Origin of the sequence: Lysobacter sp. BMK333-48F3 (assembly GCF_019733395.1) — a bacterium.
Taxonomy (GTDB): Bacteria; Pseudomonadota; Gammaproteobacteria; order Xanthomonadales; family Xanthomonadaceae; genus Lysobacter.
In genome coordinates this window covers 553,394-569,817 of the sequence record NZ_JAIHOO010000001.1, presented here as the reverse complement: position 1 = coordinate 569,817, position 16,424 = coordinate 553,394, and the positions used below count along the sequence as shown (strand labels likewise).

The following is a 16,424-nucleotide window of genomic DNA, read 5'->3' as shown; positions in this document are numbered from 1 at the left end:
AGCCGATTACTCGTTCCTGTTTCCTGCGCGCTCGCTTCTCGCCTCAGCGCTTGTGCGCGGCCTTCTCGTGCGCTTCGCCCGAACTCAAGGTCCAGCCGGCCAACTCGCCGGTGGTCGCGGTCAGCGAGCGCTCGAACGCGGCGACCACGTCGCCGACCTGGGTGCTCGCGGACGGGGTCGATTGCAGGAAGGTGCGTTGCGCGACCACTTTCTGGTCGGCGTTGTGCAGCAGCTTGGCGTTGAGCTCGATCACCGCCGACGGCAGCGCCTGGCCGGCGTAGTCGGATTCGAACCGGCGCAAGTCCAGCACCAGCTTGTAGTCGGCGCCGATGCCGCTGCCCTGGCGCGCGACCGCGGCGATCTTGCCGGAGTCTTCCAGGGTGCGCAGCAAGGCGTCCTCGATCATCGCGCTGGGCAGCTTGGCCCAGGCCGCGCCCTTGTAGACCTGGAACTCGTCGCCGTTGGGGCGCACCGCGATGCGCAGGCTGTCGATCATGCGCGCGGCGGTCGGCGCGGTCAGCGACAGTTGCCAGTCGGCCTGCGGCCAGGCCGGGTCGTCCGGCACGCGCGGATCCGGCGCGTACTGGGTGGTCGGGTTCTTCGGCTTCTCGTCGAGGATCGAGCAGCCGCCGAGCAGGGCGACGGCGAACAGCGCGGCGGCGAGCGCGCGCAACGGCGCCGGGCGGCGCGCGGCGGACGGGGTCAGGGTCGGGATGCGGATCATCGGGCGGCCGGCTCCGGTTCGAATTCCTTGGTGGCGTCGCGACCGAGCAGGTAGCGGGTCGGGTTGCTGTCGAGACGATCGCTGATCCGGCGCAGGTCGCGCACCAGCACGCGCAACTCGGCCAGGGTCGGGCCGAGCTGGGCCAGGCCGTCGTTGGCGAAGCTGCTGATCGCGGCGCGGTTGTCGTTGAGGATGCCGTTGGCGCCGGTGGCGGCCGAATCGAGCTTGGTCAGGGTGCTGTCGAGCTTGGAGACGATTCCCGGCAGCTTGCCGGCGATCTCGCGGTCGACGGTCTCGACCGCGCGGTTGGTGGTGTCCAGGGTCGCGCTGAGCTGCTCGCTGGACTTGCGCGCGTTGGCGATCAGCGCGCGCAGGTCGTCGCGCTGGTCGGCGATCGAGCCGGTCAGGGTCTCGATGTTGGCCAGGGTCTTGGACACGTGCTGGACGTTCTCGTCGCTGAGCACCTGGTCCAGGCGCGCGACCAGGCGGTTGGCGGTGTCGGCGATGTTCTGCAGCGCCGAGGCCTCGGTCTGGATGATCGGGATCTCGCTGCCGCGCTCGGCGTCGGCCAGGGCCGGGCTGTTCGGGCTGCCGCCGGTGAGCTGGATGATCGGGCTGCCGGTGATGCCGGTCATCGACAGCTTGGCGCGGGTGTCGGTCTTGATCGGCGCGTCGGCCTGCAGGCGCAGCTTGGCGATGACCCGGCGCGGGTCGTCCGGGGCCAGGCTCAGCTGCTGCACGGTGCCGACCGAGATGCCGTTGTATTGCACGGTGCTGCCTTCGGACAGGCCGGTCACCGGCTCGTTGAAGATCACCGCGTACTCGCGCCAACTGCGTTCGGAGGAGTACTTCGCCGCCCACAACGCGAACAGCAGCAGGAACAGCGTCACGAGGATCGTGAACGCGCCGATCAGGACGTAATTGGCCTTGGTTTCCATCAGGCACCTTCAGTGCGACTGGGCGTCGCCGCCGCTTTGGCCGGCATCATGCCAGCATGGGATAGGTAAACGCGGTGAAATGAATGAAGTTCAGCCCGAAGTGGGCCAACACCGCGCCCAACAGGCCGCCGCGGCGGTAGGCCCAGCCATAGGCCAGCCCGGCCAGGGTCGCCAGCAGCACCCAGCGCGCGCCGCCGCCGGCATGGACCAGGCCGAAGGCCAGCGCCGACACCGCGATCGCCAGGGCGTCGCCGTGGCGCAGCGCGCGCCAGCGTTGCTGCAGCGCCTGCTGCAGATAGCCGCGGAACATCGCTTCTTCGGTCAGCGCCACCAGCAGCAGGTTGTTGGCCGCCCACAGCGGGGCGAAAGCCGGCCATTTCGGCGCCCAGGCCACCACCCCCAGCAGCAGGGCCAGGCCCAGGCAGGCGAGGGCGGCGGCGCCCGCGCCGATCGCGCCGGCGCCCAGGACCGCGCCCGCACCGGCGCCGAGCAGCGGCGAATGCGCCGGCGCGGCGACATCGCCGCCGCCTTTGTGGCGGGCGCTGGCGCCGATCCAGCACAGCAGCAGCCAGAACCCGGCCAGCGGCTTGTCGAAGTTGAGGTACAGCGACATCGGCGCGGCGCCGGCGCTGAGCTGCAGGCCGTCGGCCAGTTGCGGGTTGTGGAAGCCCGGCATCAGGTGCAGGCCGAGCGCGAACGCGACCACGACGAACAGCGTGTGGCCGGCGATCCGCGCCGGCCGGGCCCGCGCCGGCCGCACCAGCCAGGCGGCCAGGCCGAGCAGGGCGAAGGCGGCCAGCGCCGGCAGCGCGAGCAGGCCCAGGGCGAAGCCGGCGCCGACCGCAGCGGCGAGCAGGGCCGCGCTGAGCGTATGTGCGCGCGGCCACCACAGCAGGGCCGCGGCCAGGCACAGCACGCCCCAGGCGGCCAGGCTCGGCAGTTGCGCCGGGTCGAGGGGCCAGCCGCTCATGCGCCGGCCGGGTCGGCGTCGCGGAGGTTGCGCTCGCGCGCGACCTGGGCGGCGCGCGCGCGCGGGCCGTGGAAGTACTCCTGCACCCAGGGATGGTCGAGCCGCTCGACCTCCTCGATCGGCGCGCAGGCGACCACCTTCTTGTCGGCGAGCACCGCGATCCGGTCGCAGATCGCGTACAGGGTGTCGAGGTCGTGGGTGATCAGGAACACGGTCAGGCCCAGCGCCTGCTGCAGGGTGCGGATCAGGCGGTCGAAGGCGGCCGCGCCGATCGGGTCGAGGCCGGCGGTGGGCTCGTCGAGGAACAGCAGCGGCGGGTCCAGCGCCAGCGCGCGCGCCAGGCCGGCGCGCTTGCGCATGCCGCCGGACAATTGCGAGGGCAGCTTGTCGATCGCATCGGCCGGCAACCCCGACAGCTTGACCTTGAGCAGGGCCAGTTCGTAGCGCAGCGAGTCGGGCAGTTCGCCGTGGTACTCCTTGAGCGGCACCTGCACGTTCTCGCCGACGGTCAGCGAGGAGAACAGCGCGCCGTCCTGGAACAGCACCCCGGTATTGCGTTCGATCTCGCGGCGCAGGCGCGGATCGGGGGTGCGCGCGTCGATGCCGAGCACCTCGATCTCGCCGGCGTCGGGCCGGCGCAGGCCGAGGATGGAGCGCATCATCACCGACTTGCCGGTGCCCGAGCCGCCGACCACGCCGATGATCTCGCCGCGGCGCACGTCCAGGTCCAGCCCGTCGTGCACGCGCTGTTCGCCGAACTGGTTGACCAGGCCGCGGATGCGGATGATCACGTCGTCGCCGGCTTCGCCGGGAATCGGGAAACGGGAATCGGGAATCGTCACAGCGAGTACCTCGCGACGTGCAGGAACGCGGGCGAGGCGCGCTTTTCGCCGATTCCCGATTCCCGATTCCCCATTCCCGGCCTCACCAGCCCATCTCCATGAACCAGATCGCGAAGAACGCGTCGAGCACGATCACCAGCGAGATCGCCTGGACCACGCTGGAGGTGGTGCGTTCGCCGACCGATTGCGCGGTGCCCTTGACCTGCAGGCCTTCCAGGCAGCCGATCAGGCTGATCAGCAGGGCGAACACCGGGGCCTTGCTCATGCCGACCAGGAAGTGGCGCAGCTGCATGGTGTCGTGCATCCGCGCCAGGTACTGCTGCGGCGGGATGTCCAGGCCGTAGGCGCCGACGGTGAGGCCGCCGAGCAGGCCGGCGACCATGGCGATGAAGGTCAGCAGGGGCAGCATCACCAGCAGCGCCAGCACGCGCGGGATCACCAGCAGGTCGATCGGGTCCATGCCCAGGGTGCGGATCGCGTCGACCTCCTCGCGGCTGACCATCGCGCCGATCTGCGCGGTGAAGGCGCTGGCGGTGCGGCCGGCCAGCACGATCGCGGTCAGCAGCACGCCGAACTCGCGCAGGAAGGCGATGCTGACCAGTTCGACCACGAAGATGGTCGCGCCGAAGTCCTTGAGGATGGTCGAGCCGAGGAAGGCCACCACCGCGCCGACCAGGTAGCACAGTAGGGCGATCAGCGGCACCGCGTCGAGGCCGACCTGCTCCATGTGGTGGACGGTCGCGGTCGGCCGGAAGCGCCCCGGGCTCTTGAACAGCCGCAGCATCTTGACCAGGGTTTCGCCGAAGAAGGCGACCAGGGCCAGCACTTCCTTCCAGTTGTCGGTGACCGCGAAGCCGAGCCGCGCCAGCGCGGCCTGGAAGCCGTATTCGCGCTTCTTCTTCGGCCGCTCGTCGGCGACGTCCTCGATCGCGCTGACCAGGGCGCGGTGGCTGTCGTGGAAGGAGAACGCGGCGTCGAAATCGAGTTCGTGGCGGCGCGCGTAGCGCATCAGCTGCAGCACGCCGACCGAGTCCAGGCGCTCGACCCCGCGCGCGTCGATCTCGGTCGCGCCTTCCGGCGCGTGCTTGAGCGCCTCGCCGATGCGCAGGGCATGTTCCAGCGTCCAGCAGCCGGACAGGCGCAGGCGCGAAGGCGCTTGGCCGTCGGCGGCGATTTCCGGCGCGTGCGAGGTCGGTGCGGTCATAGGCTCTCGGGCGGGAGAATACAGGCTAGAAGCGGACAGGTGAGTGTCGGGTGTGCGGCCGTGCGGGGGCGTGCGGAGCCGAGTGCAGCGCGGCATGCCGGACGCGCTGCGCCGCGACCGGCCGCGTCCGCCTGACTGCCGCATGCACCGATCCGGCGCCGCGTCTGCCCAGCGGCGCGCGCGCATGCGATGCTTCGCGGCTATGTCCGTCCCGCATCCGCTCAGCGCCACCAGCTACGCGGCCCGCATCGCCTTCGTGGTCGAGCTGGCCGAGCGCCTGCACAGCTACGGCACCACCGCCCAGCGCCTGGAGGCGGCGGTGACCGCGGTGGCGCAGAAGCTGCGCCTGGAATGCGAACCCTGGTCCAACCCGACCGGGCTGATCCTGACCTTCAGCGATCCGCAACGGCCGCTGGGCGACAGCGACACCACCCGGGTCATCCGCCTGCCGCCGGGCGAGAACGATCTGTACCGGCTCAGCGAAACCGACCGCATCGCCGAAGAGGTCATGGCCGGGCGGCTGGACCTGGCCGCCGGCCATGCCGCCCTGGAGGCGCTGGACCGGCCGCGCACCCGGCGCTGGCGGGCGATGCAGGTGATCGCCTACGGCCTGGCCGCCGGCGCGGTGGCCAGCCTGCTGCGCCTGCCGTGGCTGGACATCGGCGTGGCCGCGGTCAACGGCCTGATGATCGGCCTGCTGGTCGACTTCTCCGGCCAGCGCCCGCGCCTGCGCGAGGCGCTGGAGGCGATCGCCGGCGTGTTCGCCGCCGCGGCGACCGTGCTGGCGGCCAACTTCGTCGCCCCGCTGAACCAGAACACGGTGATCATCGCCTCGCTGATCGTGCTGCTGCCCGGTATGGCGCTGACCAATGCGGTCAACGAGCTGACCAGCCAGCACCTGGTGTCGGGCACGGCGCGCTTCGCCGGCGCGGTCACCACCGTGGTCAAACTCGCGGTGGGCACGGTGATCGGGCTGTACCTGGCCGACCTGATCGGCCTGGAGCCGGTGGTGCGGGCCTGGCGTCCGCAGGATTCCTGGGTGGAGTGGTGCGGCCTGGCGGTATCGGCCTATGCCTTCGCGGTATTGTTCCGCGCCGATCGCCGCGATTATCCCAAGGTGATGGCGGCGGCCGCGGGCGGTTATCTGATCTCGCGTTTCGGCGGCCTGGCCTGGGGCAATCCGGCCGGGATTTTCCTCGCCGCGCTGGTCATGACCGCGCTGGGCAACGCCTATGCGCGCTGGGGCAATCGGCCCGGCGCGATCATCCGGGTGCCCGGAATCATCCTGCTGGTGCCCGGCAGCGTGAGCCTGCGCGGGCTGCTGACCATGCTGCAGCAGCAGGACGTCCACGTCGGCCAGGACGCGATACTGGCGGTGGTCAATATCCTGCTGGCGCTGATCGCCGGGCTGATATTCGGCAATCTGCTGCTGCCGGCGCGGCGCAATCTCTGATCCGGCTTCCACCGGGGTCCGATCCGGCCGCCTTCCGTCCCCGGCCGAATCCGGCCGGCTTCGATTCCCTGGCGGACCGAATCCGCCGCGCCGCTCCCCCGGGCAGCGGCGCGGCCGATTTTCGCCGGCGCAATAGAAAACGCCGGCTACTGCCGGCGCCTGTGGCCGAGGCCGGTTACTTGATCAGGAAATCGTCGAGCTTGCGGCCTGCGGCGGTATAGGCGGCCAGCCAGCGCGGCTGCTTGCCGCGGCCGGTCCAGGTTTCGCCGGTATTGGCCGGGTTGCGGTACTTCGGCGCGACCTTGCCGAGCGGCTTGCGCGCCTTGCGCGCGCCGGCGGCGGCCGGCTTGGCGGCCTTGGGGCCGGCCTTGGCGGCGCGCGGCGCGGCCGCGGCGCCGAACAGTTCTTCGGCGGTGTAGCCCTCGGCCTTGATCAGCTGGGCGATTTTCTTGCGCACCGCAGCAAGCGGCTTGCGCTTGTTGAGCGTGGTCTTGCGCTTCTTGGCCTGGCTGATCAGGGATTCGAGTTCTTTGGCGGACAACGAGGAAATATCGATCGTCATGAAGCCTCCGGGAGTATGGACGGAATACGGCCAGTCCCTGGCGCGCGGCCAGCATAATAGAGGGACATACCCCGGGCGTAAATGTGCCGATGGTCGCGACATATTCGCTTGCGGATTCGCAGTCGGTTGGCACGATTAGTGCGAACGGCAGCGGTTAATCCAGCGGCGTTCGGAATCATCGGTTTTTTCGCGGGCGCGGCGCTTTCGCGGCGGCCGCGCGGCGAGGCCGGCGGCATCGCCGCGACGAAAATCGGCGCGGCGGGGCGGGCGATAAAGCGTGCCTGCCGTCATATTTTCGAACATCATTACCGGTGCGCCGCGGCACGCTATCTGCGGCGGCGCCGGAGGATTACCCGCGCCGCGGCGCGGGTAATCGGCAACCGTCGCCTCAGGCGCCGGCGATCCGGGCCAGAACCGCGGCGCGGTCGAGATTCTCCGCCTCGGCGGCGCGGCGGTGGCGGTATTCGAAACTGCCCGCGGCCAGGCCGCGCTCGGACACCACCACCCGGTGCGGCACGCCGATCAGTTCCATGTCGGCGAACATCGCCCCCGGGCGCAGGCCGCGGTCGTCGAGCGCGGCGTCGACGCCGGCCGCGAGCAGGTCGCGGTACAGCGCCTGCGCGGCCTCGGCGACGGCGGCGTCGTTCTTGGGATTGATCACGCACACCACCGCCTGCCACGGCGCCATCGCTTCCGGCCAGGCGATGCCGGCGTCGTCGAAGTTCTGCTCGATCGCGGCTGCCACGATCCGCGACACGCCGATGCCGTAGCAGCCCATCGCCGGGGTCGCGGCCTTGCCGGTCTCGTCGAGCACGCTGAGCTTCATCGCTTCGGCGTACTTGCGGCCGAGCTGGAACACGTGGCCGACCTCGATGCCGCGGGCGATGCCGAGGGTGCCCTGGCCGTCGGGCGACGGATCGCCGGCGACCGCGTTGCGGATGTCGGCGACCTCGGCCGGTTCGGCCAGGTCGCGGCCCCAGTTGACCCCGGCCAGGTGGTAGCCGTTGTCGTTGGCGCCGACCACGAAGTCGGCCAGCGCGGCGACGCTGCGGTCGGCGATCACCCGCACCGGCTTGGCCGGCGCGACCGGGCCGAGGAAACCCGGCTGGGCGCCGAGGTGCTCGAGAATCTCGGCTTCGCTGGCCAGGCGGTACTCGGCCAGGCCGGCCAGCTTGGACAGCTTGATCTCGTTGACCGCGTGGTCGCCGCGCACCAGCGCCAGGGCGAACTGCGCCTGGCCGTCGGCGTCGGCGCCGACGATCGCGACCGACTTGACCGTGCGCGCCAGCTCGATGCCGAGCAGGGCGGCGACGTCCTCGCAGGTCTTCTGGGTCGGCGTGTCGACCTTGCGCATCGCCTCGGCCGCGGCCGGGCGCGGGCCCGGCGCCACCGCTTCGGCCAGTTCGACGTTGGCGGCGTAGTCGGAACCGTCGGAGAAGGCGATCGCGTCCTCGCCGGAGTCGGCCAGGACATGGAACTCGTGCGAGGCGCTGCCGCCGATCGCGCCGGTGTCGGCGAACACGGCGCGGTACTTCAGCCCCAGGCGGGTGAAGATGCGGCCGTAGGTGTCGTACATGTTGCGGTATTCGCGGCCCAGGTCCTCGTCGCTGACGTGGAAGGAGTAGGCGTCCTTCATCAGGAACTCGCGCGCGCGCATCACCCCGAAGCGCGGCCGGATTTCGTCGCGGAACTTGGTCTGGATCTGGTAGAAGTTGACTGGCAGCTGCTTGTAGCTGGCCAGCTCGTTGCGGGCGAAGTCGGTGACGACCTCTTCATGGGTCGGCCCGTAGCAGTACCAGGCCTCCTTGCGGTCCTGCATCTTCAGCAACTGGCCGCCGAACTTCTCCCAGCGCCCGGTCTCTTCCCACAGTTCCTTGGGCTGCACCGCCGGCATCAGCACTTCGATCGCGCCCGCGGCGTTCATCTCCTCGCGCACCGCGCGCTCGACCTTGCGCAGCACGCGCAGGCCCAGCGGCGACCAGGTGTACAGGCCGGCGGCGAGCTTGCGGATCATGCCGGCCTTGAGCATCAGCTTGTGGCTGACGATCTCGGCCTCGGCGGGGGTTTCCTTGCTGGTATGGAGATGGAACTGCGACAGGCGCATCGGCAGGGGTTCGCGGATGGGGAAAGCGAACAGTTTGCCATGCCGGCGCGCCGGGCTCGTTCGCGAACCGGGCCGGGGCCTGTACCCCGGCGCGGGCGCCGAAGCCGCGCCGGGCGGCTCCGGCGCTCAGCGGGGCTCGCTCAGGCGTCGCCCTGCGAGGCGGCCGGACGCGACGCGGCCGGGGTGGCGGTGGCCGGCGCCGCGGCCGGCTGGGTGCAGTAGGCGCGCACCGCGGCTTCGGCCAACTGGACCTGGGCGGCGCGCTGCTGGGCGTCGAGCACGTTGTCCGGCTTGCCGTCCTTGTTGGCGTCGACCCCGACCGTGCGCGAGCTCTGCAACTGCTTGAGGTTGCCGCGCGCGGTCACGCACTGCGGGTTCTCGGCCGCCGGCGCGTCGGCCGCGGTGGCGGTCTGGGCGGCGGTGCCGGAGCGGTTCTTGATCACCCGGTTCTTGACCCCGGCCTGGTTCGGCGGCGGCGAATCGGAGTAATGGGTGACGCCCTTGGCGTCCTTCCATTGGTACAGCTCGGTGGCGGCGACCGGGGCGGCCAGCAGGACGAGCAGGGCGGCGCTGAAGCCCAGCGCCGGAAGGGCGCGGCGGGCGGAAGGACGGGTCGGGCGGGACATGACGGAGCTCCGGGGCAACGGGCGGAACGGGGCGGCAGACGCCGATCGGGCGGGGGGAAGCTACGATTGCAGCATCCTGTCCGGATGCAGGCAAGCGCTACACTTCGCAGTATGGAACCCCATCACACGCCCCGCCCCCGCGGACGCGGCATTTATCTGCTGCCCAACCTGTTCACCACCGGCGGCATGTTCGCCGGCTTCTACGCGATCATCGCCGCCACCCAGGGCCGTTTCGACGACGCCTGCGTGGCGATCTTCATCGCCGCGATCCTCGACGGCGTCGACGGCCGGGTCGCGCGCCTGACCAACACCCAGAGCGAGTTCGGCGTGCAGTACGACTCGCTGGCCGACCTGATCAGCTTCGGCCTGGCGCCGGCGCTGGTGATGTACCACTGGGCGCTGGAGTCGACCAAGCTCGACGGCGTCATCCCCGGCAAGATCGGCTGGGTCGGCGCCTTCCTCTACGCCGCCTGCGCCGCGCTGCGCCTGGCCCGGTTCAATTCCCAGGTCGGCCAGGTCGACAAGCGCTGGTTCATCGGCCTGGCCAGCCCGGCCGCGGCCGGCCTGGTCGCCAGTTTCGTCTGGACCTGCCACAGCTTCGGCCTGGTCGGCGAGCAGTTGCGCTACGGCGCGCTGGCGGTGACCGTGCTGGCCGGCCTGCTGATGGTCAGCCGGATGCGCTACGTCAGCTTCAAGGGCAGCGGCCCGCGCAACGACCGGGTGCCGTTCCTGGCGATCCTGGTGGTGGTGGCGGTGGTGGTGGCGATCGCGATCGACCCGCCGCGGGTGCTGCTGGCGATCTTCGCCCCGTACGCGTTGTCCGGCCCGGTGCAGGCGATCTACCGCCGCGTGCGCCGGATTCCGCCGCCGCCGCCGATCGAGGGCGGTACGCCATGAGCGGGCTGTGGAGCGCGCAGCAGCGCGAGTGGCTGCAGGCGATGGGCCACAGCGTGCTGAGCCTGGCCGGCGACGAGGCCGAGCCGGCGCCGGCCGTCGCGCCGACCGCCGGGCGCGCTTCCGCGCCCAGGCCGGAGCTTGCCCCGGCCGCCGCTGCGGCGAACCCGGCCCGGCCGACCGCCGACAGCCCCTTGCTGCGCAACCTGCTGCGCGCCGCGCGCCGCGCGCCCGGCGACGCGGCGGTGCTGGCCCTGTTCGACGTCGCCGCGCTGCGCGGCGACCCGGCCGCCAAGCGCGCGCTGTGGCCGCGACTGCGCGCCCTGCGCCGCGGGAACGCGCCGCGATGATCGCGCTGGCCTCGGACCTGGAACGTCCCACGGCCCCGGCCGCGCTGCGGCCGATGCGCGAAGACGATCTCGACGCGGTCCATGCGATCGAGATCCGCGCCTACGAATTCCCGTGGACCCCGGGCATCTTCCGCGACTGCCTGCGCGCCGATTACCCGGCCTGGGTGCTGGTCGAGGACGAGCGCATCGTCGGCTATTTCCTGATGAGCGTGGCCGCCGGCGAGGCGCACGTGCTCAACGTCTGCGTCGCCCCGGAAGCGCATGGGCTGGGCTTCGGCCGCAAGCTGCTGCGCGCCCTGGTCACGATCGCCCGCGGCCGCGGCGCCGAGCGGGTGTTCCTGGAAGTGCGCCCCTCCAACGCCGGCGCGATCGCCCTGTACCACAGCGAAGGCTTCAACGAGATCGGCCGCCGCCCGCGCTACTACCCGGCCCGCGGCGGCCGCGAGGACGCGCTGGTGATGGCGATCGAGTTGTTGCCCGAGGGACGGGATTAGGGATTCGGGATCGGCAAAGCGCGACGCTGCCCCTGTAGGAGCGGCGTGAGCCGCGACAACCGAAGCGACGAAATACCACGTCTCCTTCCGAAGCCCCGACCCTTCCCGCTCTGCCTGCCCTAATCGCGGATATCCGCGCTCCGGCTGCCACGCTCGCGTCCGTCGCTGCGGTGGTCGCGGCTCACGCCGCTCCTACAGGAGCAACGCGCGGACGCAAAAAAGCCGCGGCATGACCGCGGCTTTTTCGCCTGTGCGACCGCAGCGGCCGCTCAGTCCAGCTTGGCGCGCTGCGCGACCAGCTCTTCCAGCATCGTGGTCCAGTCGACCAGGCGCTTGCGCTCCTGCTCGACCACCGCCGGCGGCGCGTTCTGGACGAAGGTGTCGCTGGCCAGCTTGCCCTGGCACTTGCCGATCTCGCCCTCGACCCGCTTGCGTTCCTTGTCCAGGCGCACGCGTTCGGCGTCGAGCTTCTCCGCCGGCAGCGGCACCAGCAGGGTCAGTTCGCCGACCACCGCCGGCGCGGCCGGCGGCGCCGAAGCCACGTCGTCGATGTAATCGATGCGCTCGAGCTTGTTGAGGAACTTGAGCTGGGTGGCGAAGCGCGCGCTGCGCTCGCGGTCGCTGGCGTCGCCCTTGGCCAGCAGCAGCGGCACCAGGTCGGACGGCTTGACGTTGAGCTCGCTGCGCACCTTGCGCAGCGCCGAGACCATCGCCTTGAGCCATTCCACGTCGGCCTCGGCGCCGGCGTAGTCGCCGCCGAATTCGGCCGCCTGCGGATAGGCGCGCAGCATGATCGTGGATTCGGCCTCGCCGAGCTTGGGCGCGACCTGCTGCCACAGCTCCTCGGTCACGAACGGAATCAGCGGGTGCAACAGGCAGAGCAGGCGCTCGAGCACGTACAGCAGGGTGTGGCGGGTGCTGTCGGCGGCGGCGCGGTCCTCGCCCTGCAGCGCCGGCTTGGCCAGCTCGACGAACCAGTCGCAGAACGCGTTCCAGGCGAATTCGTACAGGCTCTGCGCCAGCAGGTCGAAGCGGTAGCCGGCCAGGTGCGTCTCGGCTTCGGCCGCGGCCTTGGCCAATTGGGCCAGGATCCAGCGTTCGGCGTCGGTCTTCGGCTGCGGCGCGCCGGCGAAGCCGGCGCCGTCGGTGTTCATCAGCACGAACCGGGTCGCGTTCCACAGCTTGTTGCAGAAGTTCTTATAGCCCTCGGCGCGGCCGAGGTCGAACTTGATGTCGCGGCCGTGGGTGGCGAGCGCGGCGATGGTGAAGCGCAGCGCGTCGGCGCCGAAGGCCGGGATGCCTTCGGGGAACTCCTTGCGCGTGTTCTTCTCGATCTTCTCGGCCATCTTCGGCTGCATCAGGCCGGTGGTGCGCTTGGCGACCAGCTCGTCCAGGGTGATGCCGTCGATCAGGTCGATCGGGTCGAGCACGTTGCCCTTGGACTTGGACATCTTCTGCCCGTCCTTGTCGCGCACCAGGCCGTGGATGTACACGTCGCGGAACGGGACCTGGCCGGTGAAATGGTCGGTCAGCATGATCATGCGCGCGACCCAGAAGAAGATGATGTCGAAGCCGGTGACCAGCACCGAGGTCGGCAGGTAGCGCTCGAAGCCGCGCGCGTCCATCGTCGCCTGGTCCGGCCAGCCCATGGTGCTGAACGGCCACAGGCCGGAGGAGAACCAGGTTTCCAGCACGTCGCTGTCCTGGGTCAGGACGACGTCGGCGCCGAGGCCGGCGCGGGCGCGCGCATCGGCTTCGTCGCGGCCGACGTAGAACTTGCCCTGGGCGTCGTACCAGGCCGGGATGCGGTGGCCCCACCACAGCTGGCGGCTGATGCACCAGTCCTGGATGTTCTCCATCCAGTGGTGGTAGGTATTGATCCAGTTGCCCGGAACGAAGCGCACCTGGCCCTGTTCGACCAGTTCCAGGCCGCGCTTGGCCAGGCCGTCCATCTGCACGAACCACTGGTCGGTCAGATAGGGCTCGATCACCTGGCCGGTGCGGTCGCCGCGCGGCACCTGCAGCTTGTGCGGCTTGGTTTCCACCAACAGGCCCTGCGCTTCCAGTTCGGCCAGCACGACCTTGCGCGCTTCGTAGCGGTCCAGGCCGACGAAGCGTTCCGGCGCGTTGCCGTTGACGGTCGCGTCGGGGGTGAAGATGTTGATCAGCGGCAGGCCGTGGCGCTGGCCGACCGCGTAGTCGTTGAAATCGTGGGCCGGGGTGACCTTGACCACGCCGGTGCCGAATTCGCGGTCGACGTAGGCGTCGGCGATGACCGGGATCTCGCGCCCGGTCAGCGGCAGGGTCACGCTCTTGCCGATCAGGTGCTGATAGCGCTCATCGTCCGGATGCACCATCACTGCGGTATCGCCGAGCATGGTTTCCGGGCGCGTGGTCGCGACCGTCAGCGTGGCGCTGCCGTCGCTCAGCGGGTAGCTGATCGACCACAGGAAGCCGTCTTCTTCTTCGTTGACCACTTCCAGGTCGGAGATCGCGGTCTTCAGCACCGGGTCCCAGTTGACCAGGCGCTGGCCGCGGTAGATCAGGCCTTGCTCGTGCATGCGCACGAAGGCCTCGATCACCGCCTGCGAGGCCATCGGGTCCATGGTGAAGGCCGAGCGGGTCCAATCGCCGGAGGCGCCGAGGCGGCGCATCTGCCGTTCGATGGTGCCGCCCGAATGCGCCTTCCACTCCCACACCTTCTCGATGAAGCCGTCGCGGCCCAGGCCGTCGCGGGTCAGGCCTTCCTGGCTGAGATTGCGCGCCACCACCATCTCGGTGGCGATGCCGGCGTGGTCGGTGCCCATCTGCCACAGCGTGTCGTAGCCGCGCATGCGGTAGTAGCGGATCAGCGCGTCCTGCAGGGTGTGCTGGAACGCATGGCCCATGTGCAGGGTGCCGGTGACGTTCGGCGGCGGCAGCAGGATCGAGTACGCCGGACCTTCGCCGCGCGGCTGGAATACGCCGCTGCTTTCCCACTGTTCGTAGAGGCGGGCTTCGAACTGTTTGGGGTCGTAGCTGGGGGCGAGGGACATAGGGGCCGGGAATGGAGAATGGAGAATGGGGAGTCGGTAGGGCAACAGCAAGAGCGCAGGAGGGGGCGGCGAAGGGCTTTGACGATTCCCTATTCCCTATTCCCCATTCCCGCTTCTTACATATCGTGCTTATTCAAAGCCAGCCCGCGCGCCTGGTACTGCTTCCAGCGTTCGCGCAGCGGGCCGCGCGCGGAGTCGTCGGCGGGGACGACTTCCAGTACCCGGTCGAAGCCTTCGCCGACCGGGGCGTCGCGCAGGTTGATCACCAGCGGGCGCAGGGCGGGGTCGGATTCGGGCGCGGCGATCAGCACGTCGGCTTCCTCCTCGTCCTCGTCCAGCCCGGCGATCTGGTGCGGGATGTAGGCGTCCTCGCCCATGTCCCAGAGCATGTCGTCGAGTTGCTCGGCCTGCTCGGGGCTGCGCGCCAGGATCAGGGTCGGCAGCCCGGCGTCGTGGGCCTTGCGCGCCAGTTCGCAGACCAAGCGCATCGGCTCCTCGCGGAAGCGCGGCGATTGGATCAGGTAGAAGTCGGCGCGGGGCATTTGGGGGCCGGGAATAGGGAATCGGGAATGGGGAATGGGTCGAGCGGAAGCGAAAAGCAAACAGCCGGAGCTGGAAAAAACCGGAATGGAGTGGGCGGGAACCGGCAGCGGCGCAAACCGCTGTTGCCGACTCCCGATTCCCTATTCCCCATTCCCGGCTTCCGACCTTCAAATCCCGGCCTGATCCAGCAACCACTGCGACAGCAGACCCACCGGGCGGCCGGTGGCCAGGCCGCGCTTGCCTTCCTCGTTGGAGACGCCGGCGATGTCCAGGTGGGCCCAGCGCTGGCCTTCGGTGAAGCGGGCCAGGAAGCAGCCGGCGGTGATCGCGCCGGCCCAGCGGCCGCCGATGTTGTAGACGTCGGCGAAGCTGGACTCGAGCTGGGTCTGGTACTCGTCCCAAAGCGGCAGGCGCCAGGCGCGGTCGAACACCTGTTCGCCGGCCTGCAGCAGTTCGGCGGAAAGGTCGTCGTCCTTGCTCATCAGGCCGGTGGCGAACTTGCCCAGCGCGACCACGCAGGCGCCGGTCAGGGTCGCCACGTCGAGCAGGGCCTTGGGTTCGAAGCGCTGGGCGTAGGTCAGCGCGTCGCACAGGATCAGGCGGCCTTCGGCGTCGGTGTTGCCGACTTCGATGGTCTTGCCGGACATGCTGGTGAGCACGTCGGAGGGACGGTAGGCGTCGGCGTCGGGCATGTTCTCCACCGCCGGCACCACCACCACCAGGTTGATCGGCAACTGCATGCCGACCGCCGACACGAACGTGCCCAGCACCGAGGCGGCGCCGCACATGTCGAACTTCATCTCCTCGATGCCGCCCTGGACCTTGAGGTTGATGCCGCCGGTGTCGAAGGTGATGCCCTTGCCGACCAGCACGTAGGGCTTGGCGTCGCCGCCGTTGTCGTACTTGAGCACGATCAGCTTGGGCGGGTTGGCCGAGCCGCGCGCGACCGCGAGCAGCGAGCCCATGCCCAGCGCCTGCATCTGTTCGCGGTCGAGCACCTCGCAGGAGGCGTTGTCGAAGCGGTCGGCGAATTCCTGCGCCTGCTGCGCCAGGTAGGCCGGGTTGCAGATGTTCGGCGGCAGGTTGCCGAGCTCGCGGGCGAAGGCGACGCCGGCGGCGATGGCCTGGCCGCGCGCCAGCGCGACGGCGTCGGTGCCGCTGAGCGAGAGCTGGCGCAGGCCGGGCTCGTCCTTCTTCTTGCCCAGGGTGGCGGTGTAGCGGTAGCAGGCGTGGTCGGCGGCGATCGCGGCCTGGCGGATCGCCCAGGCGGCGTCGCGGCCCTGCACCGGCTCTTCGGTCAGGGTCAGCAGGGCGTGCTGGACCGGGCCGGCCTTGAGCGCGCGGGCGGCGTCGCCGACCGCCTTGAGGTACTGGGCGACGCCGAACTTGCCCGGCTCGCCGAGGCCGACCACCAGCACGCGCGGCGCGGCCATGCCGGGGACGTCGTGGAGCAGGGCGGTCTTGCCGGTCTTGCCGCTGATGTCGCCGCGTTCCAGCAGCACGGTCAGGCGTCCGCCGCTGACTTCATCCAGCGTTCGCGCGGCAGCGGTCAGGGTCTTGTCGGCGAAGGCGCCTACCACGACGCAATCGGTTTGAGCGGCCGCGGGCGTGTCGCGGTTCAGGTCGAATTCGAGGGCCATCCAACAGATTCCCAGCAGAAAAGAGGAGTTGTCTCGTACAATCGG

At 70.2% G+C, this 16,424-nt stretch carries 15 protein-coding genes and 1 pseudogene; 4 read left to right on the top strand and 12 right to left on the bottom strand.

Features of this window, described 5'->3' with window-relative positions; translation table 11 throughout:
- Positions 1 to 43: 43 nt before the first annotated feature.
- The 5 genes from K4L06_RS02235 to K4L06_RS02215 form a co-directional block, all read right to left on the bottom strand.
- Positions 44 to 724 (bottom strand): ABC-type transport auxiliary lipoprotein family protein, encoded by a 681-nt coding sequence (locus tag K4L06_RS02235; RefSeq protein ID WP_221669842.1) that lies wholly within the window; start codon positions 722 to 724, stop codon positions 44 to 46.
- Positions 721 to 1,662, bottom strand: a complete 942-nt coding sequence (locus K4L06_RS02230) for an MlaD family protein (protein ID WP_221669841.1) — start codon at positions 1,660 to 1,662, stop codon at positions 721 to 723. The genes K4L06_RS02235 and K4L06_RS02230 overlap by 4 nt, the downstream gene beginning before the upstream one ends.
- Positions 1,663 to 1,708: 46 nt before the next feature.
- Positions 1,709 to 2,632, bottom strand: coding sequence for a CPBP family intramembrane glutamic endopeptidase (locus K4L06_RS02225; RefSeq protein ID WP_221669840.1), 924 nt, complete (start codon positions 2,630 to 2,632; stop codon positions 1,709 to 1,711).
- Entirely contained in the window at positions 2,629 to 3,474 is an 846-nt protein-coding gene (locus K4L06_RS02220) for an ABC transporter ATP-binding protein (RefSeq protein WP_221669839.1), read from the bottom strand. Before K4L06_RS02220 ends, K4L06_RS02225 begins: the two co-directional genes overlap by 4 nt.
- 82 nt (positions 3,475 to 3,556) lie before the next feature.
- Positions 3,557 to 4,678 carry an MlaE family lipid ABC transporter permease subunit gene (locus K4L06_RS02215; RefSeq protein WP_221669838.1) on the bottom strand — a complete coding sequence of 374 codons (1,122 nt, stop codon included), beginning with the start codon at positions 4,676 to 4,678 and terminating at the stop codon, positions 3,557 to 3,559.
- 202 nt (positions 4,679 to 4,880) lie between these two features.
- Between K4L06_RS02215 and K4L06_RS02210 the strand changes: the two genes are divergently transcribed.
- On the top strand, positions 4,881 to 6,131 hold the full coding sequence (locus K4L06_RS02210) for a threonine/serine exporter family protein (RefSeq protein ID WP_221669837.1): 1,251 nt from the start codon (positions 4,881 to 4,883) through the stop codon (positions 6,129 to 6,131).
- Between the two features lie 109 nt (positions 6,132 to 6,240).
- Here the strand turns inward: K4L06_RS02210 and K4L06_RS02205 are convergent.
- The 4 genes and pseudogenes from K4L06_RS02205 to K4L06_RS02190 all read right to left on the bottom strand — a co-directional run.
- Positions 6,241 to 6,693 (bottom strand): annotated as a pseudogene (locus tag K4L06_RS02205) (H-NS histone family protein); the annotation flags it as partial.
- Positions 6,694 to 6,828: 135 nt separating this feature from the next.
- Complete coding sequence (locus K4L06_RS02200) at positions 6,829 to 6,999, bottom strand: hypothetical protein (RefSeq protein ID WP_221669835.1); 171 nt, start codon at positions 6,997 to 6,999, stop codon at positions 6,829 to 6,831.
- Positions 7,000 to 7,081: 82 nt separating this feature from the next.
- Positions 7,082 to 8,797: a proline--tRNA ligase gene (locus K4L06_RS02195; protein ID WP_221669834.1), complete on the bottom strand. Its 1,716-nt coding sequence runs from the start codon at positions 8,795 to 8,797 to the stop codon at positions 7,082 to 7,084.
- 140 nt (positions 8,798 to 8,937) lie between these two features.
- Positions 8,938 to 9,423 (bottom strand): DUF4124 domain-containing protein, encoded by a 486-nt coding sequence (locus K4L06_RS02190; protein ID WP_221669833.1) that lies wholly within the window; start codon positions 9,421 to 9,423, stop codon positions 8,938 to 8,940.
- Positions 9,424 to 9,534: 111 nt separating this feature from the next.
- Between K4L06_RS02190 and pssA the strand changes: the two genes are divergently transcribed.
- From pssA to rimI, 3 genes are read left to right on the top strand one after another with little or no spacing between them, the layout of a single operon-like run.
- Entirely contained in the window at positions 9,535 to 10,320 is a 786-nt protein-coding gene (gene pssA / locus K4L06_RS02185; protein WP_221669832.1) for a CDP-diacylglycerol--serine O-phosphatidyltransferase, read from the top strand.
- The gene (locus tag K4L06_RS02180; protein ID WP_221669831.1) at positions 10,317 to 10,667 is read left to right on the top strand and encodes an alanine acetyltransferase; all 351 of its coding nucleotides are present in this window, start codon (positions 10,317 to 10,319) and stop codon (positions 10,665 to 10,667) included. The genes pssA and K4L06_RS02180 overlap by 4 nt, the downstream gene beginning before the upstream one ends.
- The gene (gene rimI, locus K4L06_RS02175; protein ID WP_221669830.1) at positions 10,664 to 11,161 is read left to right on the top strand and encodes a ribosomal protein S18-alanine N-acetyltransferase; all 498 of its coding nucleotides are present in this window, start codon (positions 10,664 to 10,666) and stop codon (positions 11,159 to 11,161) included. The genes K4L06_RS02180 and rimI overlap by 4 nt, the downstream gene beginning before the upstream one ends.
- A gap of 269 nt (positions 11,162 to 11,430) precedes the next feature.
- On the opposite strand, the gene K4L06_RS02170 is transcribed toward rimI, so the two are convergent.
- From K4L06_RS02170 to K4L06_RS02160, 3 genes are all read right to left on the bottom strand, one after another.
- Positions 11,431 to 14,196, bottom strand: coding sequence for a valine--tRNA ligase (locus K4L06_RS02170; protein WP_221669829.1), 2,766 nt, complete (start codon positions 14,194 to 14,196; stop codon positions 11,431 to 11,433).
- Between the two features lie 116 nt (positions 14,197 to 14,312).
- Positions 14,313 to 14,738, bottom strand: coding sequence for a DNA polymerase III subunit chi (locus K4L06_RS02165; RefSeq protein WP_221669828.1), 426 nt, complete (start codon positions 14,736 to 14,738; stop codon positions 14,313 to 14,315).
- A 168-nt stretch (positions 14,739 to 14,906) separates the two neighbouring features.
- Positions 14,907 to 16,379: a leucyl aminopeptidase gene (locus K4L06_RS02160; protein ID WP_221669827.1), complete on the bottom strand. Its 1,473-nt coding sequence runs from the start codon at positions 16,377 to 16,379 to the stop codon at positions 14,907 to 14,909.
- Between the last annotated feature and the right edge of the window lie 45 nt (positions 16,380 to 16,424).